The organism is Microbacterium sp. LTA6, from assembly GCF_045690355.1.
Classification (GTDB): domain Bacteria; phylum Actinomycetota; class Actinomycetes; order Actinomycetales; family Microbacteriaceae; genus Microbacterium.
The window spans coordinates 357,072-378,608 of record NZ_CP147855.1 but is presented as its reverse complement, the minus strand read 5'-3'; the positions used below and the strand labels follow the sequence as shown (position 1 = coordinate 378,608).

Annotated in this window: 18 protein-coding genes; 10 read left to right on the top strand and 8 right to left on the bottom strand. The window is 65.8% G+C overall.

The genetic code is table 11. The annotated features are described in order from the left end of the window. From wecB to LTA6_RS01730, 3 genes are all read left to right on the top strand, one after another. Complete coding sequence (gene wecB / locus LTA6_RS01740; RefSeq protein ID WP_407358498.1) at positions 1 to 1,128, top strand: non-hydrolyzing UDP-N-acetylglucosamine 2-epimerase; 1,128 nt, start codon at positions 1 to 3, stop codon at positions 1,126 to 1,128. An 85-nt stretch (positions 1,129 to 1,213) separates the two neighbouring features. Next, the gene (locus LTA6_RS01735; protein WP_341975736.1) at positions 1,214 to 2,344 is read left to right on the top strand and encodes a hypothetical protein; all 1,131 of its coding nucleotides are present in this window, start codon (positions 1,214 to 1,216) and stop codon (positions 2,342 to 2,344) included. Positions 2,345 to 2,443: 99 nt separating this feature from the next. Then, a complete protein-coding gene (locus LTA6_RS01730) occupies positions 2,444 to 3,730 on the top strand; it encodes an oligosaccharide flippase family protein (protein ID WP_407358497.1) in 1,287 nt (428 codons plus the stop codon). Positions 3,731 to 3,775: 45 nt separating this feature from the next. Here LTA6_RS01730 and LTA6_RS01725 read toward each other — a convergent pair whose 3' ends face one another. The 3 genes from LTA6_RS01725 to LTA6_RS01715 are packed head-to-tail and all read right to left on the bottom strand — an operon-like array spanning position 3,776 to position 7,953. Further along, positions 3,776 to 4,657: a glycosyltransferase family 2 protein gene (locus tag LTA6_RS01725; RefSeq protein WP_407358496.1), complete on the bottom strand. Its 882-nt coding sequence runs from the start codon at positions 4,655 to 4,657 to the stop codon at positions 3,776 to 3,778. Between the two features lie 5 nt (positions 4,658 to 4,662). Beyond that, positions 4,663 to 5,916 (bottom strand): O-antigen ligase family protein, encoded by a 1,254-nt coding sequence (locus tag LTA6_RS01720; protein WP_407358495.1) that lies wholly within the window; start codon positions 5,914 to 5,916, stop codon positions 4,663 to 4,665. Positions 5,917 to 5,955: 39 nt separating this feature from the next. After that, positions 5,956 to 7,953: an acyltransferase family protein gene (locus LTA6_RS01715; protein ID WP_407358494.1), complete on the bottom strand. Its 1,998-nt coding sequence runs from the start codon at positions 7,951 to 7,953 to the stop codon at positions 5,956 to 5,958. A 105-nt stretch (positions 7,954 to 8,058) separates the two neighbouring features. Here LTA6_RS01715 and LTA6_RS01710 point away from each other — a divergent pair, with 105 nt between their 5' ends. From LTA6_RS01710 to LTA6_RS01695, 4 genes are read left to right on the top strand one after another with little or no spacing between them, the layout of a single operon-like run. Then, positions 8,059 to 9,363 carry a nucleotide sugar dehydrogenase gene (locus LTA6_RS01710; protein ID WP_407358493.1) on the top strand — a complete coding sequence of 435 codons (1,305 nt, stop codon included), beginning with the start codon at positions 8,059 to 8,061 and terminating at the stop codon, positions 9,361 to 9,363. A gap of 50 nt (positions 9,364 to 9,413) precedes the next feature. Beyond that, positions 9,414 to 9,968: an acyltransferase gene (locus LTA6_RS01705; protein WP_407359240.1), complete on the top strand. Its 555-nt coding sequence runs from the start codon at positions 9,414 to 9,416 to the stop codon at positions 9,966 to 9,968. Beyond that, complete coding sequence (locus LTA6_RS01700) at positions 9,965 to 11,062, top strand: DegT/DnrJ/EryC1/StrS family aminotransferase (RefSeq protein WP_407358492.1); 1,098 nt, start codon at positions 9,965 to 9,967, stop codon at positions 11,060 to 11,062. Before LTA6_RS01705 ends, LTA6_RS01700 begins: the two co-directional genes overlap by 4 nt. Next, positions 11,062 to 12,060 carry a Gfo/Idh/MocA family oxidoreductase gene (locus tag LTA6_RS01695; RefSeq protein WP_341975729.1) on the top strand — a complete coding sequence of 333 codons (999 nt, stop codon included), beginning with the start codon at positions 11,062 to 11,064 and terminating at the stop codon, positions 12,058 to 12,060. The genes LTA6_RS01700 and LTA6_RS01695 overlap by 1 nt, the downstream gene beginning before the upstream one ends. 13 nt (positions 12,061 to 12,073) lie before the next feature. Here LTA6_RS01695 and LTA6_RS01690 read toward each other — a convergent pair whose 3' ends face one another. The 3 genes from LTA6_RS01690 to LTA6_RS01680 all read right to left on the bottom strand — a co-directional run bounded on the left by LTA6_RS01690 (position 12,074) and on the right by LTA6_RS01680 (position 15,318). Beyond that, on the bottom strand, positions 12,074 to 12,841 hold the full coding sequence (locus tag LTA6_RS01690) for a low molecular weight phosphatase family protein (RefSeq protein ID WP_341975728.1): 768 nt from the start codon (positions 12,839 to 12,841) through the stop codon (positions 12,074 to 12,076). 63 nt (positions 12,842 to 12,904) lie between these two features. Next, positions 12,905 to 14,008 (bottom strand): glycosyltransferase, encoded by a 1,104-nt coding sequence (locus LTA6_RS01685; RefSeq protein WP_407358491.1) that lies wholly within the window; start codon positions 14,006 to 14,008, stop codon positions 12,905 to 12,907. Further along, positions 14,008 to 15,318, bottom strand: coding sequence for a UDP-glucose/GDP-mannose dehydrogenase family protein (locus tag LTA6_RS01680; protein WP_341975726.1), 1,311 nt, complete (start codon positions 15,316 to 15,318; stop codon positions 14,008 to 14,010). Before LTA6_RS01680 ends, LTA6_RS01685 begins: the two co-directional genes overlap by 1 nt. A gap of 153 nt (positions 15,319 to 15,471) precedes the next feature. Here LTA6_RS01680 and LTA6_RS01675 point away from each other — a divergent pair, with 153 nt between their 5' ends. Then, positions 15,472 to 16,524 (top strand): heparan-alpha-glucosaminide N-acetyltransferase domain-containing protein, encoded by a 1,053-nt coding sequence (locus tag LTA6_RS01675; protein WP_407358490.1) that lies wholly within the window; start codon positions 15,472 to 15,474, stop codon positions 16,522 to 16,524. A gap of 4 nt (positions 16,525 to 16,528) precedes the next feature. On the opposite strand, the gene LTA6_RS01670 is transcribed toward LTA6_RS01675, so the two are convergent. Together LTA6_RS01670 and LTA6_RS01665 are read right to left on the bottom strand one after the other, a co-directional pair. Beyond that, positions 16,529 to 17,554: a MauE/DoxX family redox-associated membrane protein gene (locus LTA6_RS01670; protein WP_341975724.1), complete on the bottom strand. Its 1,026-nt coding sequence runs from the start codon at positions 17,552 to 17,554 to the stop codon at positions 16,529 to 16,531. Between the two features lie 21 nt (positions 17,555 to 17,575). Next, entirely contained in the window at positions 17,576 to 18,220 is a 645-nt protein-coding gene (locus LTA6_RS01665) for a hypothetical protein (RefSeq protein WP_341975723.1), read from the bottom strand. 241 nt (positions 18,221 to 18,461) lie between these two features. On the opposite strand from LTA6_RS01665, the gene LTA6_RS01660 reads away from it, so the two are divergent. Both LTA6_RS01660 and LTA6_RS01655 read left to right on the top strand, forming a co-directional pair. Next, positions 18,462 to 19,907 carry an O-antigen ligase family protein gene (locus LTA6_RS01660; RefSeq protein ID WP_407358489.1) on the top strand — a complete coding sequence of 482 codons (1,446 nt, stop codon included), beginning with the start codon at positions 18,462 to 18,464 and terminating at the stop codon, positions 19,905 to 19,907. A 25-nt stretch (positions 19,908 to 19,932) separates the two neighbouring features. Next, positions 19,933 to 21,537, top strand: coding sequence for a polysaccharide biosynthesis tyrosine autokinase (locus LTA6_RS01655; RefSeq protein ID WP_407358488.1), 1,605 nt, complete (start codon positions 19,933 to 19,935; stop codon positions 21,535 to 21,537).

The following is a 21,537-nucleotide window of genomic DNA, read 5'->3' as shown; positions in this document are numbered from 1 at the left end:
ATGTCCGACAAGCTCAAAGTGATGACCGTGGTCGGGACCCGGCCCGAGATCATCCGACTCTCTGCGACGATCAAGTTGCTCGATGAGCACACGGATCAGATTCTGGTCCACACCGGTCAGAACTACGACTACGAGCTCAACGAAGTCTTCTTCGAGGACCTCGGGCTGCGGAAGCCGGACCACTTCCTCGAGGCGGACACGTCGTCCCTCGGGGCAGCGCTCGGCTCCATCCTCGCGAAGACCGAGCAGGTGCTCGTGGAGGAGCGTCCTGACGCATTCCTCGTGCTCGGAGACACGAACAGCTGCATCTCTGCAGTGATCGCCAAGCGCATGAAGATTCCGGTGTTCCACATGGAAGCCGGCAACAGGTCGTTCGATGAGAACGTGCCGGAGGAGACCAACCGTCGTCTGGTCGACCATGTCGCCGACTACAACCTGGTCTACACAGAGCACGCCCGCCGCAACCTGCTCGCTGAAGGTCTTCACCCGTCGCGGATCCTGCTCACCGGTTCGCCGATGCGTGAGGTCCTGGAGCAGAATCGCGAACAGATCGACGCAAGCGACGCGGTCACGCGCATGGGGCTGACACCCGGTGAGTATTTCCTGGTGAGCCTGCACCGCGAAGAGAACGTCGACAACCCTGGGCGCCTGCGCTCGGCGATCGCTGCTCTGCAGGCGCTTCGCGCGGAGTATGCGGTGCCGATCCTGGTGTCCACCCACCCTCGCACGCGCAAGCGGATCGAGGCCCTCGAGGACGCCGCAGCGACCGACGGAATCGTCTTCCACCCGCCGTTCGGATTCCACGACTACATCAAGCTTCAGATGGACGCGAAACTGGTGCTCTCGGACAGCGGCACGATCAGCGAGGAGTCGAGCATTCTCGGCTTCCCTGCGGTGACGATGCGCGACTTCATCGAGCGTCCCGAGTCTCTCGATGCGGGTGCGATCATCACGACTGGTCTGGATCCCGAAAACGTACTTCAAGCCGTGTCTGTGCGGTTGCAGATGGACAATGATGCGATCTCGATGCCCAATGGTTACGAGATCGCCAACACGTCCTGGCGCGCGACCGCATTCATTCTGTCCACGGCGCATTCGCACAAGAAGCGGTTGGGTCTTCATTCGTGAAGCCGATGATCGGTCAAGTCCGTGACCCCCTGTCGTAGGGCGTCTGGAACGAGGCTTTCGATTTCGTGCGTGCGAGGATGTGCACGTGACTGAATGGGTCGCCGTGAGTTTCGGCGCGTTGGACATGCGGGACCATGAGCTGGGCGCGCAGGGCTACGACCTGGTCGTGGTGCCGATTCGGCCGGGTACCCCTCGCTTCCTGTTCGGCCCTGGAGCTGAGGTCTGGCTCCGTCTCGTGGCTGGCCCCGTGGCAGACAGCGACCTCACTTCGGAAGAGCGCGAGATCGTTCGCGACATGGAGCACATGGGGATCGCTTCGCGAGACTCGGAGGACCCCGCGCGCGTCCGCGAAGTCAACGCCCCCTGGATGAGTTCGATGGTCCACGAGCTTGTGTACGCGCTGCTCGGCAACGTCGCAGCAAGGAACGATATCGACCTGATCTTCCTCAAGGGACCCACCTTGCATGCTCAGGGGTTGCGAAACAGAGAGCACTCCGGCGATGTCGACTGCTGGGTTGCTCCGGGAAACGACTCCCGGTTGGCGCGCGCGATGGAACCGTGGGGCTGGGCCCCTGCCTTCTCTGCCTTCACAGGAACGCGTGTCCTTCACTCGCTGACGCTGAGGGCCGGGGAATGGGGCTGCGCAGTGGACGTCCACTCGTTCTTCCCGGGGATGGCAGTCGGCCGGTCTGCGTCCTTCGCGACGGCTCTGTCCACGTCGGATATTCGCACTTTCGCCGGGCAGACTGCTCGCACACCAACCATCGCACTCCACGCGATCATCAGCGCCCTCAACGAGATCAGGCCTGTTCGTGGCCAGCATCCGGGGGCGGCGAGTGTCCGCTCCGCAGCGCACAGCCTCAGCGTCGCGGGGGAAGCAACGATCGAGATGGCAACGAGGGTGGGTGCGGAATTCGCTCTCAAGGACAGCCTGGTCGAGGCATTCCCTCAGGCAGGATTGCGATTCGACGATGCCGTGGTGCCGGAGGACTGGTCCTGGAGGCTGCAGACCTCGACCGTGGGTGTCTATCTCGAGGCGCTGAAGCTCATCCCGTGGCGCGACAGGTTGCGGGTCGTGTTCCGGGTGGTCTGGCCATCGGCAGAGAGCCTTCGCTCCGGGCCGATCGCGACGATGCACCCGAACGCGAGCGTTTGGAAACTGCGGAGCCTTCGTGTGGCCGCGGGACTTCGGCAGCTGGGGAAATTCCGCAACTAGTAGGATCGCGGTCGTTCCGTCGACTGCCGATCTCTAGGACCGGGCTCGCAAGAGCGAAGTAAAGAACACCACATCATTCGATCGGAGCACAGTGTGAGAATGTCCGCGTTTTGGGATCGCCTGCGGTCTCGCGGCTCGAAGGGGGCGATCACCCTCATCTTCGGCACGGCGTTCGGCCAGCTCATCACACTGGCGATTACACCGATACTCGCGCGGATGTACTCCGACACCGATTTCGGATACCTGTCCCTTGTGCTGTCCTCTGCGTCCATCGCGGCACCGGCAGCCGCGCTCCGCCTGGAATCCGCGTTGATGCTTCCGCGATCGTCGCGGGATGCGACAGCGTTGCTGAGTGCGGGCCTGTGCAGCGCTGTCGTCATCAGCGCTTTCTCCGCGGGACTGCTCACCCTGTTGTTCTCCTTCGGCCTCTTGGAGAACATGTCTCGGTTGCCGTGGATAGCACTCTGGGTCGCCGCAATCGTGTTCCTCACTGCGGCGTTCACTCTGCTCAGCCAGTTCGCGCTTCGCGGTCACCGGTATGGGCCCGTGGCAAGGCGAAGCATCTATCAGTCCGGGTTGGCCGCGGGCGCACAGCTGGGTCTCGGGCTGGCGGGCGCCTCGGCGACAGGTCTCATCGGGGGCTACGCGATCGGACGGGTGGCAGGAATCGCCCCCCTGACACTTGCGCTTCGATCCGAGTTGGAGAGATTCGGTCGCGGAGACATGCGAAGGGTCGTGCGCGAGTATTGGCGCTTTCCCGTGCTGTTCGCGCCGTCCGCTGTTCTGAACTCCGCCGGTTTGGTGCTACCCATCCTCTTCGTCGGCACGTGGTTCACCGTCGCGGATGCGGGGCAATGGGGGATGGCGGATCGTCTTCTCGCCGCACCGCTGGTTCTGGTCGCGACGAGCATCGGGCAGGTGGCGGAAGCCCACATGTCCGAGACCTATCGCGAATCGCGCCCAGGGCTGGCGCGGTACTATCTGTCGGTTTCGGGTGTACTCGCGGGGATGTCAGCGGCGATGGTCGCCATCATTGTCTTCTTGGGCCCGTGGATCGTTCCGATCTTCCTGGGCGACGGCTGGGAAAAAGCGGTCCACATCATGATCGCGCTGCTGCCGATGCTTGCGACTCGGCTGATCGCGAGCCCGATGAGCAAAGTGCTGATCGTGCTGCAGCACGGCGCATGGAATCTGGTGCTCGACGTCATGAGAGTGGTCATGGTCGTCACCGCGGTCATCGTGGCGATCTCGCTTGACCTCGATGTCGTCGAGGCCGCCTGGTGCACGTCCATCACGCTCAGCGCGGTCTACGTCGTGACGTGGATCGTGGGTCTACAGCTCGCGCGGCGGTATACCCCGGCATCGCCGCAACCGATTCCCGCGTGACGTCGGCTGGGCGACTCCAGTCGCTTCGAGCTCCAGCCCCTCCGCTCAGCGCCCTGAGAACAAACCGAAGAAGATCGATCGCAGTTTGAACAACCAAGGGGTCGCTGTCGAAGCGGCGCGGGCTCGACTGATGAAGCTGGTGTTCGGGGTCGCGAGGATCTTGAGAAGCTTCCCCTCATAGCGGTGCTGATCGAGTTCCTTCATGCCCTCGAGTCGACGCGTCTGCTGGGCGGTGAGTGCCACCGGCGGGTTGTCCAAGATCAGCGTGTACGGCAGCGCCCGCACGTGCATCTGTTCGCGCATGACGGCGAACGGCTTGTTGCGCGGGTTGGAGTTTCCGTCGTGGATCCGGTAGTTGAGGACCACATCAGATCGCTGCTCGATGGTGTGGGCCAGCAGCCGCACATTCTCGGCGAGCCAGACGTCTTCGGCGACCAGCTGACCGGGTATCGGGAACACGAGATCCGCGAGTTCCCGGCTCAGGATGCCGGTTCCACCGGAGAAGTTTCCTTTTCCGCTCTTCGGGATGATCAGCCCGTCGTGCCGGGAGGATTCCGACATCGTCCGAAGCGCAAAATATGCGGCCACCCGGGTCTCGGGCGCAGACGAAAGAGCCTCAGCGCGCAATGCCAATGACGTGGGCGGGAGGGTGTCGTCACCCCCGAGCAGAACGATCGCGTCTCCCGAACTTTGAGTGAATGCGTTGTTGAAGGCCGCGACCTTCCCCAGCTTCGTCGCCGGTCGGATCGATTGAACACGCCGGTCGCGGGCCGCATAGGAATCCGCGATGTCCGCCGTTCGGTCCGTCGATCCGTCATCGACGATGATGAGCTCGAAGTCCTCGTGTGTCTGCGCGAGGACACTCTCGATCATCTCGGCAAGGTGATCCTCTTCGTTGTACACCGGCGAGAGGAGAGAAATCTTCATGTATGTCAGGCCTTCGTGGTCTGCTCGCCTGCGCTGTGCGCTGGCGAGTCGGTCGTGCCGGCAGCGGACGTCAGGTTCGACTCAATCGTCTGGTCGGAGCCGTCTGCCGCGGTCTCTGATTCCGGGGTGGTGGAGATGACGCTCTTTATTGCAGAGAGGAAGCCCAGCGTGAGCATGAAGAAGAAGGTGCGCGCGTTGAGATCACCGGAGACATTCACGGAGACCAGTTCGCCGACGAACAGCGCGAGCACGACGAGAGCCGCGGGATCTTTCCCGGAACGTCGGATGAGACCGAGCAGCACCGCGACCACGACCAGTGTGAAGATCACGCCGACGACGACGCCGAACTCGGAGAAGATCTCGAGGAAGATGTTGTGCGGGTAGAAGAACTGTGCCGGGGGATGGGCGTGCGCCGCCCAGTTGCCGAAACCGACACCACTTGGATACTCCTCGATGACCGGCAGAGTGATTCGCCAGAACATCTCGCGCGCCTGATCGGAGAAGCCTTCCGAAAGGAGGGACTTGAACCGGCTCTCGGCGAAGAACGGGAGTTCGGCGACAGCCCAATAGGCGAGGCCGCCGGCGCCGCCGATCGCGAGGACCTTCGCAATCCGACGACGGCCGGAGAACAGGGCCATCACGATCGCGGCTGCCGCGACGGAGAGAAGAGGGCCGCGCGAGCCAGTGGTGATCAGCCCGACGGCGAGAATCAGCACCGCGGGAATGGCCCACACCAGGCGAATGTGGCGTTGCCAGATCATCCAGATGATGGCGATGATTGCGAAAGAGATCGCCCTTCCCAGCCAGATCGGATTGGAATCGAAGGTCTCCGCCCGCCCGCCTTGGAAGCCGACGATCGACAGCGCGGACAGGATCAATGCCGCTCCCAGCCAGGCACGCACGAACGTGAGAAGAGCAGCCTTGTCGCGGATAAGACATGCCGCGACGGCCGAGATGAGCGTCGCAGTGATCCATTTCTCGAACTTGTCCTGCCCGTAGAGCGACGTCGGGGCGACGACCCATGCGTGCACCGCGACGATCGCGAACAGCGAGACGACGAAGAGGATCACCGGATGGAATCGGGGGAGCCAGCGAATCAGTTCGTAGATGACCACCGGCGCCGCGAGTACGGTGCTGATCAGTGCGATCCCGAGGCCACCCACGGTCGGGAACAAGTTGCCGACGAGCATCCCGACGAGGATGAGTGAGCGCGTGACCCGTCCGAACTTGGACAGCGGGACCACGGGAGAGAACTTCACGAGGTCGATCCTACTTGCAGCGGGCAACCGGGCGTCTGGCTACCGCAGAGCATCAACGAACACTCCAGCGATCTCCTCACTGTAGGTCGGGCTGATGTGCAGACCGTCACGATAGAGCCAGGTCCCGTCACGGTAGGTCTCGCACCATCCGGACTCGCACACCTGTCCGGTGAGGTCGATCTCTTCGGCCCCGGAGGTCGTGATGCCGTACCGGTCACCCTTCGAGATCGCTGCCATGCTCTCCTGCATGTCAGACGTCGAGACGCGGGCCGAGCACAGCGACGGGTCGGCAAACAGGTCGGCATTCTGGCACTGCACGGGGTGCCACCAGGCGCGCGATATCCCCACGAAGTGCGGCAGCGTAGGTACGACGAGCACTTCGTGGCCAGCGACCTCAAGATCAGCGATGCGCGCGGCCATGGCTTCACCCCATTGGGCTGCCTTCGAAGCCGGGTCGTCGAGGATCCCCTCGCCGGATCGGAAGACGATTCCGCTGTCGGTGATCATCTCGCCTGCGGCGGCCATGATCACCGTTCCCGCTGGTTGCTGGGCGAGCCATTCCTCGCCTCCCGCGGCATACGCGCTGCACTCCGCACCCTTGTTGGGGTCGTTCAGGTCGACCCGTCCGACGTCGAAGAATGGGCATCCGCCCCACGTCGCGATGATCAACGGTCGATCGAGCGTCTCAGACGCCGAGATCAGAGCTTCGGTGAACTGCTGGGCGTTGGAGTCGCCGACCAGGTAGATGGGTTTCCCTTCGCCTTCCCATGTGCACGGGCTCAGGTCGCGTTGCGCCACAGGCGTGGTCGAGAGGCACTGGCTGTAGCCGGTAGGGCGCTCGAGCAGCTGGTCGGCGGCGGCCTCCACGTTCTTGTTGCCCCAATTCGACTGCGCACCGACGAACATCGATCCTGCGGCCAGAAGCGCGACGCTGACCGCGACGGCCGGCATCCGCACGGTGCGCCACGACCATGTCTGGGCCTTGCCTCGGAACGGCGTTTCCACGTAGCGATACGTGAGGAACGCAGCGACGTAGGTCAATACCAGAGCGGCGACGACGGCAGCGACGCTGTCCGGCCAGATCCGTCGCGCGAACACCAGCAACGGCCAGTGCCAGAGGTACAGGGAGTAGGACAGATCGCCGATGTGTGCGAATGGTCTCCACGCGAGCATCTGTGAACCGCGGTTCGATGCCAGCCCACCGAAGATGACGAAGGCGGCGCCGAGAACGGGTACGACAGCCACGATGCCGGGGAATGGCACAGAGTTGTCGATGAAGACCGCGCCGAGCATGATGAGCGAGAGTCCGGCCCAGGTCGCGAAGGCGTGGCCTCTCAGCTTCGTGAGCCAGACCGCGCCACAGGCGATCAGCGCGCCGACGGCGAACTCCCACGCACGGGTCGGCATCATGTAGAACGCGAAGATCGACGGGCTCTTGACGATCGGCAGGACCGCCGAGTAGGACGCGATGAGCGAGAGAGCGAAGGACACGACAGCGACAATTGTCAGCACCACTGCGGCCGCGCGTTTAAGGTGCTCCGCGACCTTCCACACGAGGAGCAGCGCCAGTGGGAAGAACAGGTAGAACTGCTCCTCGACACCCAGCGACCACGTGTGCAGGTAGGGGTTGGACTGAGTGTGCTCACTGAAATAGTCGGATGAGATCGCGTAGAGCGCGATATTGCTGAGGCCGACGGCCGCGGCGCCGCCGGTTACTGCGGCCTGCTGCTGCGTGCCCAGGGGTGAGAGAAGCAGCATTCCGACGAGGGCGGTGAACACGATGACCACGATGGCGGCGGGTATAAGGCGGTAGCCGCGGCGGATGAAGAAACGGCCGAGGCGGATGCGGCCCTCAGACTGTACTTCGCGGAGAAGCATCGCCGTAATGACGAACCCGGAGATGACGAAGAAGACGTCGACGCCGATGAATCCGCCGCGGAGTCCGAAGTGAGCGTGGTCGATGATCACGAGCACGACTGCTACGGCGCGCAGACCTTGGATGTCAACGCGGAATCGGCGCGACGGTCGTCCGGACACCGCCACATCGTACCGAGGGTCATCGTCACTGTGGAACCCGATGTTAACGCTCGCGATCCGGCCGGAGGCCTCGGGGCACAACAGCGTGCCAATAGACTCAACATCATGCGTATCGCCGTCGTGGCCCTCGGAAAGATCGGCCTGCCCCTTGCCGTCCAGTTCGCTGATTCCGGTCATGAGGTGATCGGCGTCGACGTCAACCGGAAGGCAGTCGACACCATCAACCAGGGGATCGAACCGTTCCCCGGCGAAGCGCATCTCCAGGAGAAGCTGTCCGAGCTCGTTCCCGCAGGACGGCTGCGTGCGACGACCGACTACGCCGAGGCGATTCCTGGTGCGGATGCCGTCGTGCTCGTGGTTCCGCTCTTCGTCAATGACGAGACGTGGGAACCTGACTTCGCGTGGATGGATGCCGCAACCGCCTCTCTCGCCGAGCACCTCACGCCGGGAACGCTCGTGTCGTACGAGACGACGCTTCCTGTCGGCACGACTCGTAACCGCTGGAAGCCGATGCTCGAAGAAGGATCCAAGCTGAAGGAGGGCACCGACTTCCACCTGGTGTTCTCCCCGGAGCGTGTGCTCACCGGGCGAGTGTTCGCCGATCTGCGCAAGTATCCGAAGCTCGTCGGCGGGCTCTCGGAAGAGGGCGCTCGCCGTGCGCGGGAATTCTATGAGGCCGTCCTGCAGTTCGATGAGCGACCCGACCTCGTCCGCCCGAACGGTGTCTGGGATCTCGGCTCGGCCGAGGCCGCTGAAATGGCGAAGCTCGCCGAGACGACGTATCGCGACGTCAACATCGGCCTGGCGAACCAGTTCGCGCTGTTCGCGGCGGGCAACGGGATCGACGTCTATCAGGTGATCGAAGCCTGCAACTCTCAGCCCTACAGCCACATCCACCGTCCGGGCATCGCCGTCGGCGGTCACTGCATCCCGGTCTACCCGCGCCTGTATCTTTCGACCGACAAGGACGCCGACATCGTCCGCACGGCTCGCCTCCTCAACGCCTCCATGCCCGAGCGACTCGTCGCTCAGGCGGAGGGTGTGCTGGGATCGTTGGAGGGACAGCGGGCTGTCGTCCTCGGAGCCGCGTACCGCGGAGGCGTCAAGGAGACGGCGTTCTCCGGCGTCTTCCCGACGGTGGAAGCACTCAAGTCGCGTGGCGCCCAGGTGGTCGTTCACGACCCGCTGTACGACGACGAGGAGCTTCGGCGACTCGGATTCGAGCCCTACGAGCTCGGAGGCGATGTCGACCTCGCGATCCTGCAGACCGACCACGCTGATTATCGGCAGATCGGCCCTGCTGATCTGCCGGGCGTGAAGCTCCTCGTCGATGGCCGCGCCGCGACGGATGCCGCGCTGTGGGTGGGAACGCCGCGTATCGTCATCGGCACCGCTGGGGTTCTTGCGTGAGTTTCGAAGACGTTCGGATCGTCGACTCCGCTGATGTCTCGCCGGAGGCGATGATCGGCGCGGGAAGTTCGATCTGGCATCTCGCGCAGGTGCGCGAGGGCGCCCGGATCGGCGAGAACTGCATCGTCGGGCGAGGCGCATACGTGGGCACCGGCGTCGTCATGGGCGATAACTGCAAGGTGCAGAACTATGCGCTGGTGTACGAGCCGGCGAAGCTCGCAGACGGTGTGTTCATCGGCCCGGCGGTCGTGCTGACGAACGACACCTATCCGCGTGCGATCAATGCCGACGGTTCGCTGAAGAGCGCGCACGATTGGGAGCCGGTCGGTGTGACGATCGAGCGAGGCGCTTCGATCGGCGCGCGAGCGACGTGCGTCGCGCCTGTCACGATCGGCGCATGGGCCACAGTGGCGGCCGGAGCCGTCGTGGTGAAGGACGTGCCCGCATATGCGCTGGTCGTCGGGGTGCCAGCGCGGCGCATCGGATGGGTCGGCGAGGCGGGTATGCCACTCATTGCGGGTGAGCGTGAAGGATCATGGGTGTGCCCGTCGACGGGTGCACATTACGTGGAGTCCAACGAGACACTGACCAAGGAGATCGCGTGAGCGAGTTCATTCCCCCCGCGAAGCCCATCATCGGTGATGAGGAGCGTGAAGCGGTTGACCGGGTGATGCGCAGCGGCATGATTGCGCAGGGGCCGGAAGTCGCGGCCTTCGAGGAGGAGTTCTCCGCACACTTCGTGCCGGGTCGGCCCTCTGTCGCGGTGAACTCGGGTACAGCAGGTCTTCACCTGGGTCTGCTTGCGGCCGGTGTCGGTGCGGGGGACGAGGTCATCGTCCCGTCGTTCACGTTCGCCGCGACGGGCAACTCGGTCGCCCTGACCGGAGGCACCCCGGTGTTCGTCGATATCGAACCGGACACGTTCTCCCTGGACCCCGCAGCGGTGGCCGCGGCGATCACGCCGAAGACGAAGGGCATCCTCCCGGTGCACCTGTATGGTCACCCGGCGCGGATGCGCGAACTGGAAGCGCTGGCCGCCGAGCGCGGTATCGCCCTGTACGAGGACGCCGCGCAGGCGCATGGGGCGTCGCTGGACGGCCGCCCGGTGGGCTCGTTCGGCGAGTTCGCCATGTTCAGCCTGTATCCGACGAAGAACATGACCAGCGGCGAGGGCGGCATGGTCACCACGGCGACGGCCGAGATCGCGCGTCAGGTGAAGCTGCTGCGCAACCAGGGCATGGAGCGGCAGTACGAAAACGAGGTCATCGGGTTCAACGCCAGAATGACCGACATCCACGCCGCGATCGGCCGCGTGCAGTTGACAAAGGTCGACGCGTGGACGAAGACCCGCCAGGACAACGCGGCATTCCTGGACGCGAACCTGCGCGGCGTCATCGTTCCGCCGGTCGCGGCCGGTGCGGTGCACGTCTACCACCAGTACACGATCCGGGTGCCGGAAGACCGCGACGGATTCGTCGCGGCACTCAAGAACGAGTACCAGGTCGGTGCGGGCGTGTACTACCCGATCCCGAACCACCGGCTGCCGTCACTCGCGCATTTCGCACCGGGGCTGGATCTGCCCGAGACGGAACGCGCCGCCCGCGAGGTCGTCTCGCTGCCGGTGCACCCCTCGTTGAGCCAGGAAGACCTGGAGCGCATCGTGACCGCGGTCAACGCGGTCGCCGGGGCGGGTGCCTGATGGCCAATCTGCGTGCCGGCCTCCTCGGCGTCGGCATGATGGGGCGCCATCACGCGCGAGTGCTGCGCGAGGTCGAGGGTATCGACCTCGTCGCGATCGCTGATCCGGGCGGAGACCCGCACGGCGTCGCAGGAGATCTCTCGGTGCTGCCCGACATCGAGGCGCTCATCGGCGAGGGCATCGATATCGCAGTCGTCGCCGTCCCGACACGGTTCCACGAAGACGCCGCGCTGAAGCTCGCTGCTGCCGGCGTGCACACACTCGTCGAGAAGCCGATCGCAGACAGCATCGAAGCGGGCCAGCGCATGGTCGACGCGTTCGCCGCAGCCGGGCTGGTCGGAGCCGTCGGACATATCGAGCGCTTCAACCCCGCGCTGCAGGAAATGCGTCGCCGGATCGAAGCAGACGAGCTGGGTGCGGTGTATCAGGTCGTCACCCGCCGGCAGGGGCCGTTCCCGTCGCGCATCGCAGACGTGGGGGTTGCGAAGGACCTCGCTTCTCACGACGTCGACCTCACGGCGTGGGTGGTGCAGTCCGATTACGAGATCGTGTTCGCACAGACCGCGTTCAAGAGCGGCCGGGAGCACGAAGACATGATCACGATCACCGGGCGCACGGCGTCTGGCGTGATCGTGAACAACATCGTGAACTGGCTCAGCCCGATGAAGGAGCGCCTCACGGTCGTCACCGGCGAGAAGGGCGCTTTCGTCGCCGACACCTCCACCGGAGATCTCACGTTCTACGCCAACGGGACCATCCCGCTGGAGTGGGAATCCGTTTCGAGGTTCCGCGGGGTGTCGGAGGGAGACGTCACCCGTTATGCATTCGCGAAGCGCGAGCCGCTGAAAGCCGAGCACGAAGCATTCCGTGACGCCGTCCTCGGCAAGCAGACCGACCTCGTCACGATGGAGCAGGGTCAGCGGACACTGGTCGTGGTCGAGGCCGCGCTGGACTCGGCCCGCGCTGGTACCTCCCAGACGCTGCGTCCGTCGTCGTAGAGCCGACCAGAGCTCAGCTCAACCCCGCCCGGAGGACCCGGGCCACTTCGTCGAGTGCAGGCGCGAGCTGCGACGCCGACAGATCGTACGTCTTCTGCGACCGGCGGTACGGGTCGATCACGTCGTCATCCTCGGGGCTCCCCGTGGGGGTCATCCCGCGCTGGGCGCCGACTGCGTTGACGACAGCGCGCAGCCGCTCGCGCGGTGATTCGCCGGCCGCGTTCGCCGCTGCTCTGGCGTCATCGGACGAGAGCGTTGAGGCCAACCGGGCGAACTCGCGGATGGTGAACACGCGTCGCAAGACGTTGGGCATCAGCTGAACCGTGTGCGTGCGGTGCTCCCTCGCCATCGCGAGAACCAGGTCGGAGTCGCGCAGCAGCGGCTCCACGAGCAAGCGGGCGCGATGCGCCGCCGCATCCACAGGAGCCGCCCCCAGCCCCACAGCGAGCACCTGTGCCGGCTCGGTCATCTCGTGATCCACGAGGGCATGCGTGCCCGCGCTGTGCACACGCACGCCGAGGCCGCTGAGGCGGGCACGGAGAAGGGCCTCAGCCATCGGCGAGCGGCAGATGTTCCCGGTGCACACCATCAGCACCGTGGGGGCGTCAGCGGGCGCCTCAGAGGCGACAGGACGCGGCGTCGGCGAGGGAGGAGGCGTCATCGCGGGTACGCCGGTGATCAGTGTGTCCTGCGGAGCAGGCGAGCTGAGCGCGTCGAGAAGCTCTCGGCGCTGACGGCGGCTCAGGCCGATGTGGGGATTCTGAGAACCGGGTTCACTCATTCCTCCAGCGTAGGGCGAGTCCCTTGTGAAGACGGGGAATCAGCTCGGCGGCGCAGCATCCGATCACCGCAGCCCGACGAACGCGCGGATCGCGTCGGCAAAGCGCTCTTCGCGGAATCGGGCGGTCGCCGACGCGGCGTCGAAGCGCGGCAGCCCCAGAGCAGTCTCGATGGCCACCGCCAGGTCGGCGACGTCGGTCGAGGCGGCGATCACGCCGCTGACACCCGGCTCGATCGCCTCGATCTGGCCGCCGACGGGACCGGCGACGACGGGGGTCCCCGCAGCCTGCGCCTCTACGAGCACGATGCCGAAATCCTCGACGGGCGGGAAGACGAACGCACCGGCCTGCTGCATCAGTGCGTAGAGCATCGCATCCGACGGCGACACGACGATGCGAACCGGCACTCGTGCCTCGGCGGCCACCGCGCGAAGGTGTGCCTCCTCCGGCCCGCGGCCGGCGATCACCGCGGGGAGACCGGCTCTTTCGGCCGCTCTGATGACCAGATCAAGGCGCTTGTACGGGATGAAGCGCGAAGCGCCGAGGACGAAGGGCGTGGGGAGGTCGTCGAGCGCTCGCCGCTCGTCGCCGGTCACGGTATTTCGCCAGTCGGCCTGGGCGCGAATGCGGTCGACGGCGACGGGTGGATGGATGACGACGGCGTCCCGTTCCCAGGCCTGCGCGATCCGAGCCTGCACGAAGGCGCTGTTCGCGGCGATCGCCGTCGCCTCCTGCGCGCGTCTGCGGTCGAGACGTCGGAACAGCGGGGCCACGGCCTTCACGATCTTCTTCTCGCCGCGCTCGTCCAGCTCGGGATTCCAGATGTATCGAGCCGGCGTGTGCGCGTAGACGAATTTGGGAACGTCGCGACCGACCATGCGCGCGTGGTGGGCGAACAGGTGCGAACTGACCAGCATCCATTCGTAGTCCTCCCGAGAGGGGAGCCGCCGCCAGACGCCTGTCGTGACCGGCAGTGCGAGGGCCTTGTGCCGCCGCAACGGCGTACGGGCGAGCCATGTCTCGAACACGCGACGGTCGGCGAACCGCTGCGGCGCGTCATCCCACAGGCACTGGATGTCGGCGTCCGGGAACGCCCGCGCCATCGCCTCGAGCACCTGCTCCGCTCCACCGGATGCTTCGATCCATTCGTGAACGAGAAGGCCTGTCACTACGGTCGGCCCATGCCGTAATACGTCCATCCGGCGGCGCGCCAGGCGGCAGCGTCGAGGCAGTTGCGGCCATCGACGATGACCTGACCGCGCGTCAGTGACGCGGCGTGCTGCGGAGACATCTGACGCCGGTACTCGTCCCACTCGGTGACGACGAGCACTGCATCCGCTCCGCGCAGCGTCTCATCGCGATCGGCCTCGTAGGAGAGCTGCGGATGCAGTCGCCGGGCGTTCGCGATCGCCTGCGGGTCGGTGATGACGACGTTGGCCCCGAGGCCGTTCAGCCGCACGGCGGCATCCAGCGCGGGGGAGTCGCGCACGTCATCGCTGTACGGCTTGAACGCGGCTCCGAGCACGGCGACCTTCTTGCCGAAGACGAGGCCGCCCAGGGCTTCCACGACCAACTCCACGGCGCGGTCACGGCGGCGCATATTGATGGCATCGACCTCGCGAAGGAAGGCGACCGACTCGCGGCGTCCCAGTTCCTCTGCCCGTGCCGCGAACGCGCGGATGTCTTTGGGCAGGCATCCGCCGCCGAAGCCGATTCCGGCGCCCAGGAACCGCTTGCCGATGCGGTCGTCGTGTCCGAGAGCCTCGGCCAGCTGCGTCACGTCGGCGCCGGTGACCTCGGCGATCTCGGCCATCGCGTTGATGAACGAGATCTTCGTCGCCAGAAAGGCGTTCGCTGCCACCTTGACGAGCTCGGCCGTCGCGTAGTCCGTGACGAGGAACGGCGTGCCCTTCGCGACCGCCGGGTGGAAGACCTCCCGGAGCACCTGGGCTGCGCGCTCGCCTGCGGGGGTCGCCGGGATACCGACGACCAGCCGGTCGGGATCGATGGTGTCCTGCACGGCCCAGCCTTCGCGGAGGAACTCCGGGTTCCAGACCAGCGTCGCACCGGTCGCCTCCACCCGCGGTGCCAACTCGACGGCGGTGCCGACCGGGACGGTGGACTTGCCTGCGACGACGTCGCCCTCGCGCAGATAGGGGAGGAGCGCATCGAAAGCGGCGTTGACGTGGCTGAGGTCGGCGGCGTGCCCGCCTTGCTGCTGCGGCGTCCCGACGCCGATGAAATGCACGGCGGCACCCTCGGCGGCAGCGATGTCAGAGGTGAACGTCAGACGGCCAGAAGCGATGCCCTCGGTGAGGATGTCCTGCAGGCCTGGTTCGAAGAATGGCGCCTCGCCCCGCGTGAGTGCGTCGATCTTGCGGGGGTCGATGTCGATTCCCACCACGTCATGACCGATCGACGTCATGGCTGCAGCGTGCACAGCTCCCAGGTATCCGCAGCCGATGACCGACAATCGCACGATACGTTCCTCTTTCCAAGGGGCGTCGATACCTCATCATCCACCATTTCCGCCCTGGTGATAGGTGAACAGCGAGCGAATCCCTAGGCTTGAGCTGCCCTGGAGAACAACGGAACGCCGCGGCATGATCGCCTTCACAAGTGGGGACTGGATATGAGCACCGGCAACGCGACCAGCACCATGAGCGATCGCCGTTCGGCATCCCGCTCCCGACGACGGATGCTCATCCCCGACGTGCTGCGCGGCGTCGCCATTCTCGCGATGCTCATCGCCCACGCCGGCCCGTTCGTGCCGGACATGCCGAAGGCACTGCTGTTCATCCAGGGGACCATCAACGATGTCGCCTCGCCCCTGTTCGCGCTCGTGATGGGAATCTCGGCCCAGTTGGTCTGGAATCGCAGGTCCGGCGTCGCCCGTACCCTGGTGCAGCAGAGCTGGCGCGGAGTCCTCCTCGTCGCGCTCGGGATCTGGATGACGACGTGGGGGTCGTGGGTGATGATCGTGCTGCAGTCGCTGGGGCTGCTGCTGATCTTCGGTGTACCGCTGCTGCTCCTGGGAACGCGGACGCTGATCATCGTCGCGGCCGCGATCGCGCTTCTGAGTCAGCCGCTGCTGATGCTGGCGCGGGGTACGACGTGGTTGTACACGCAGCCGCTCATCGTGCAGGAGCTCGCGAACGGCCTGGCGGTGGGGCGTTCGTACCGCCTGATCAACCTGCTGCCGTTCTTCCTGCTGGGCGCGCTGCTGCTGCGACACGGGTTCCGGCGCGACCGCCTGCTCTGGGTGATGGCCGCGATCGCACCCGTGGCGTTCCTCGGGAGCATGGCCGTCGAGCGCTTCTTCACGGTCGCCGTGCAGTCGGGTGATTACCTCGACACGCTGCATGACGTCGGCCTCGTGTTCGCCGCCTACGTTGTCGTCGTGCTTGTGGCGACAGCCGGCGGAGGCGCCTTCCAGCGGATGCTGGGGCCGGTGGGAGCATGGGGGCAGGTCGCTCTGAGTCTCTACGTCGTGCACGTGGGCGTGATCGCGTTGTGGGCGCGCTCCAACGGGTTCCCTCAGACGAACGAGCCGCTCGGCTGGTTGCTCATCGTTCCTGGCATGGCGTTGCTGGGCTGGGCGTGGGTGCGATTCGTCGGCACCGGCCCCATCGAGTGGCTGCTCGGAATGATCACCGGGCGTCCCAGGAAGTGGCGGGTTCGCTAGAGACTCACGGCGTCTCGGCCTGAGCGTTGACGATGCCGCGAACGAGCGCGTCGATCTCGTCTTCGCGGTGCGCGATCGGCGAGGCCACGAAACGGTAGTTGAGGCCGCCGAGCAGTACGGCCGACGGGATGCCCTCGACGCCGAGCTGCTGCTTGGCTGATCGTGCCCCGAAGTACGCGAACGGCAGCGCTTGAGGCACACGCGCCTTGAGCGCATCGGGGCGTGAGGAGGTCGCGACCCGCAGCAGGATCGAGGGGCCGATCATCTGCTGCCATTCCGGCAATCGACGGGCCGCCGCCTCGCACTTGCCGCACTCCGCGGAGAGGAAGACGAGGAGCACGGGCGAGCCGCTGCCGAGTGCGTGCAGCGGCACGGTGACGCCCGCGGGGCTCACGAGTTCGGCGTCGGGAAGAGGATCGCCCTCCGCTGAGATGCGCACGGATGTCGAGGACGAGTCAGACGGGATTGTCGAGTCTGCGCGGTCGTGGCGGATGCGGAAGAGAGCGGTCGCCAGCACTCCGACCGCCAGCAGCGCCCAGGCCAGGCTAGCGAGCAGCACCAGCCCGCGGTCGGCTGTGAAGAGTTCGACGATGAACGATGGATGCCCTGGGGCGGTGACGGCAACGGCAACGGATACCAGGATCAGTACGGCGTTGCGGGCGACGGTCCAGCCGGTGACGCGATCATCGACAGACAGCGGCCCGAAGCATCCGCAATCCACGTCATCGCCGCGACGCAGTACGCCGACGATGAAAACGGTGAAGACCGCGAACGTGCCCAGCGCGAGTGCCGCGGCTGCGGCACGATACCAGCCCGGCGCGATGAGCAGCGCGAGGCCGAGCCCGATCTCCCATGCCGGAACCGCGGCGGCGATCCATCGGCGCCGGACGAACTCGGGAACCCCGAGGGCCTCCATGCTGTCGAGGGTGCGCCCGATCCGTCCGCTCTTCGTCGCACCTGACAGCAGGAGCACGAACGCGACGAACCCCGTCGAGATCATCAGAATGAACTCGACGGGGTTCGTGGGCATAACCCTCAGATTAGCGGCAGATCAAAGGTCGCAGGTCTGAACGGCGAGCGAGCCGGTGACGAACGGGATGCCGAGGTCGCCCAGGTTGATGGCTGCGGCCAGGAGGCTGCCGGTCGTCGCGCTGTTGTCACCCGCATTGGCGTCTGCCTGGACCTGGGTCAGCGTGAAGCTGCTCAGTGCGCCGACGTTGACGAGGGCGTCGTACACGTTGACCGAGAACGAGCTGCCGTTCGGGATCGCGTTGGTGAGCGTGATCACGTAGCCGTCGGTGGTGCTGACGACACCGGCGACGCCGGCGCCGATCACTGCCTCGAGGCCGGTGAGCGTCAGCAGTGCGTTCGGGTCGGTGAGCAGGTACTGCGTGCCCGCCGGGATGTCGCCGGTCGTGGCGGTGACGGTGAACTCACGCGTGGCGTTCGGCTCGAGGCCGAGGACGCCCAGCGCGGTCTGGACGACGCCGACCAGGCCGGCTCCGACGATGCCGGTCAGCACCGAGATGTCGTAGTCGCCGCTGCACTCAGCAGTGACGGTGCCGTTCCACGCGACGCTGGCCGAAGCGAACGGGGTGGCGGCGGCAACGGCGATGACGGGCAGCGACCATGCGGCGCCCTTGACGAGGGTACGACGGGAAACGCCCTGGGGCGCGAAGGTGTTCTCTTCAGACATGAATATCTCCGGTGGTCATTTCCGCTGGGGAGGCGGAAGGGCAGGGAACCGCACAAGCGGCTTCTCCGAGAGTGGCCGAGTTCTGTACGTCATGGCTGAATCGTGTCGCAGAACGATCGAACGATGTCGGAAAGCGATCGAAACGGTGGACTAATCACAACCGAGGCGGCGGCCCTGGGCCTGCGAGCACCTCAGTGCCATACTGAGACCACGCTTGAGGGGGCGCTATGGGGATGAAGGCATGCACGCGCGTCGCATGACGGGACAGCCCTCTCGCCTGCGCGACTGGTGGGCCGGTGTCTGGCGCTGGGTGCTCTTCGCCGGCGGCGTCGCTGCCGGCGGATATCTGCTGCTCGATCGCGGGATCGCGAACGGTGTGGTCACGGCGGCGGCCATCGGAGCCTTCCTCATCGGTGCCGTGCTCACCGCATCCAAGCCGATGGCGATCGCACTGATGGCGACACCGGCACTGTTCATCGTGGAGCGCATCGGAATCGGTCCGGGCGATCTGACGGTGTCGGATGCCGCACTCGCCGCGGCCTTCGGCACCGCGGTGTTCCTCGGCGACCGCGATCTCAGTCCGCCGCTGAAAGCGCTGCTCCAGCTCAACCTCATCTATCAATTCGCAACTCTTTTCACCGTCATCGCGAATCCGTTCGCGCAGAACGTGATCGAGTGGTTCCACGCCTGGCTCCTCATCTCCGGAGCTCTCCTCAGCGGCTGGGCGATCGGTCGCGCGGGCAAAGCCCGCACGGCACTCGTCCTCATCTACGCCGTGGCGACGCTCATCGCCCTCGGCACGCTCGCCAGCGCACTGGCACTGATCGCGGCCGATGATTTCGGGGCCGTGTATCCGCAGTGGCCCTGGGCGATGCACAAGAACTTCGCGGGCGGCGCTCTCGCCTTCGCCGCATTCGTCGCGTACATCAATCCGGACTGGGCGCAGATCCCGAAACGATGGGCGCGGGCCGCACTGTTCCTCTTCCTCGCTGCCCTCGCCCTCACGCAGTCGCGACAGGCGATGATCGGCTTCCTGGTGGCGCTGCTCATCCACGTGCTCCGTCAGGGAGCCGCCCGGCACTGGGTGCTGATCACCGTGATCGCCGTTCCCAGCGCCGTGCTCATCGTGCAGAGCGTCGTCGAGCAAATCGATTCGCAGAACCGCTTCAATTCCGTGTACCAGCGCATCGAATGGATGCAGGAGGTCTACGCGCTCTGGAAACATTCGCCGTTCTTCGGCCACGGCCTCCGCTACTGGTACGTGCATCCGACGGCGAACTTCCAGCCGCCGCAGGCGGAGCTCGAAGTCGTCGCATCGACAGGGCTCGTCGGCCTCGCCGGATTCATGATCATGTGGATCGGCATCATCATCGTGCTGTGGCGCGTCGATGCCCGCTTCGGAATGCTCGCGCTGGGCTCGGTGCTCGCCCGCATCGTGCAGGCGCAGTTCGATCTCTTCTGGGTGTCGGCGCAGGTGTCGATCCCGTTCCTGATCGCCGGTATCTGTCTCGGGGCGCAGGCGCTCGCGGTGAGTCGTGGTGAGGCGAAGAGCTTCTGGAACGATCGGCGACGGGCCACCGGCCGGATCGCGACGACAAGGACAGGCCGACAGGTGCCGCGGAGTACTCGGCATCCCGCACGCAGCCGCGTGAAGAATGCACCGCCCGCCGACCGGGCCCGCGCGTAAGATCAGTCAAAACACTGGGGGTGGCATGCAGATCCGCGACTATTTCCTGGCGCTGAGGCGTCATGGGATTGCGATCGTCCTACTGGTGCTCGTCGGGCTCGGCGCCGGTTATGGCTGGGCAGCCATTCAGACACCGGTGTACGAAGCGTCGGCCAGCGGCTTCCTGAGGTCGAAGGCGACCGACCAGCAGGGCGTCGCGCTCGCCCCGAACGCGAGCGACAACTTCGCCAAGGCGAAGGTGCCGACCTATCGCGACATGGCGACCTGGACCAACGTCGCCGAGTTCGCCGCGAAGCAACTGGGCAGCGAAAGCTCCCCGGAGGATCTGGTGCGCCGGATCACCGTCGACAATCCGCTGAACACGGCGATCCTGAAGATCACCGCCCAGGGGACGACCCCCGAGGCGGCTCGCGACCTGGCCTCGGCCTGGGTGATGGGTTTGACCGCCACGATCGATGAGTTCGAGGGCGACGGCACGCCCGGATCAGCGCCGGTGGGCATCGTGCTCGGCGAATCGGCATCGCTGCCGACGGCGCCGAGCTTTCCCGACACGAAGACGGCACTCATGGTCGGCGGAGTCCTCGGGCTCGGCGCGGGGATCGCGTTCGCTCTGTTGCGCGCGCTGTCCGATCGGCGTGTGCGCCCAGGGGACGACGTCGAGCAGCGGCTCGGCGTCTCGGTGCTCGGGAGCATTCCGACGGTGGGCAAGAAAGACCCGGATCAACGTCTCATCGATCTCTCGGACACCACCAAGAAGGGGAGCTTCGCGGTCTCCGAATCGCTGCGCACGCTCCGCACGAACCTGCAGTTCATGGACGTCGACCACCCGCCGCGCTGCATCGTCGTCACCAGCGCGATGCCGGGGGAGGGGAAATCCACCGTCGCCGCGAACCTCGCCACGATGCTCGCGGCGAACGGAGAGCACGTCGCACTCGTCGACGGCGACCTGCGGCGACCGACGGTCGCCACGACCATGGGCCTCATCCCCGGAGCGGGGCTGACCGACGTCCTCGCCGGACGAGCCGACCTGATCGAAGTGCTGCAGAGGACGCCTCGTGTTCCCGGACTGGTCGTTCTCGGAGCAGGCACCATTCCACCGAACCCGAGCGAGCTGCTCGGGTCTGACCGGATGCGCTCGCTCCTGAACGAGCTCGCCGAACATGCGATGGTCATCATCGATGCGCCGCCGCTGCTCCCGGTCACCGACGGCGCGATCCTCACGCATCAGGCCGACGGCGCGATCATCGTGGTCACGGTGGGCGGCACCACCTACGACCTCGTCGACAAAGCGGTCGAGGCCCTCGAGAAGGTACGAGGGCGCGTGCTCGGGGTCGTCCTCAACCGGATGCCGCTGACCGGCAGCGGCACAGCGAACTATTCGTACGACTATCACCCGCAGGAGGCGGAGGCCGTCGAGACGAAGACGGACAAGCCGGCGAAACCGCGGCGGGTTCGCACCGCTGCCCGCCCGGGCGGCGGGGTGGTACGAACCGGGCAGAAGCCTCGGCCGCGGCCCGCTCCCTCGACCGGTGCCGTGAACGCGGACTTCGACGAGGATGCCGCCCTGGAACAGCTGTTCGACGACGCGACGGTCGAGACGTCGGCGCCGAAACGACGCCCCAGCGGTTGA

Bases quoted from the DNA above. Each gene is read 5' to 3' on its own strand.
- LTA6_RS01675 (WP_407358490.1), top strand. From the start codon at position 15,472: ATGAGCACCGGCAACGCGACCAGCACCATGAGCGATCGCCGTTCGGCA.
- LTA6_RS01725 (WP_407358496.1), bottom strand. From the start codon at position 4,657: ATGAAGATTTCTCTCCTCTCGCCGGTGTACAACGAAGAGGATCACCTT.
- LTA6_RS01710 (WP_407358493.1), top strand. From the start codon at position 8,059: ATGCGTATCGCCGTCGTGGCCCTCGGAAAGATCGGCCTGCCCCTTGCC.
- wecB (WP_407358498.1), top strand. From the start codon at position 1: ATGTCCGACAAGCTCAAAGTGATGACCGTGGTCGGGACCCGGCCCGAG.
- LTA6_RS01655 (WP_407358488.1), top strand. From the start codon at position 19,933: ATGCAGATCCGCGACTATTTCCTGGCGCTGAGGCGTCATGGGATTGCG.
- LTA6_RS01660 (WP_407358489.1), top strand. From the start codon at position 18,462: ATGCACGCGCGTCGCATGACGGGACAGCCCTCTCGCCTGCGCGACTGG.
- LTA6_RS01705 (WP_407359240.1), top strand. From the start codon at position 9,414: ATGATCGGCGCGGGAAGTTCGATCTGGCATCTCGCGCAGGTGCGCGAG.
- LTA6_RS01670 (WP_341975724.1), bottom strand. From the start codon at position 17,554: ATGCCCACGAACCCCGTCGAGTTCATTCTGATGATCTCGACGGGGTTC.
- LTA6_RS01695 (WP_341975729.1), top strand. From the start codon at position 11,062: ATGGCCAATCTGCGTGCCGGCCTCCTCGGCGTCGGCATGATGGGGCGC.
- LTA6_RS01665 (WP_341975723.1), bottom strand. From the start codon at position 18,220: ATGTCTGAAGAGAACACCTTCGCGCCCCAGGGCGTTTCCCGTCGTACC.
- LTA6_RS01690 (WP_341975728.1), bottom strand. From the start codon at position 12,841: ATGAGTGAACCCGGTTCTCAGAATCCCCACATCGGCCTGAGCCGCCGT.
- LTA6_RS01730 (WP_407358497.1), top strand. From the start codon at position 2,444: ATGTCCGCGTTTTGGGATCGCCTGCGGTCTCGCGGCTCGAAGGGGGCG.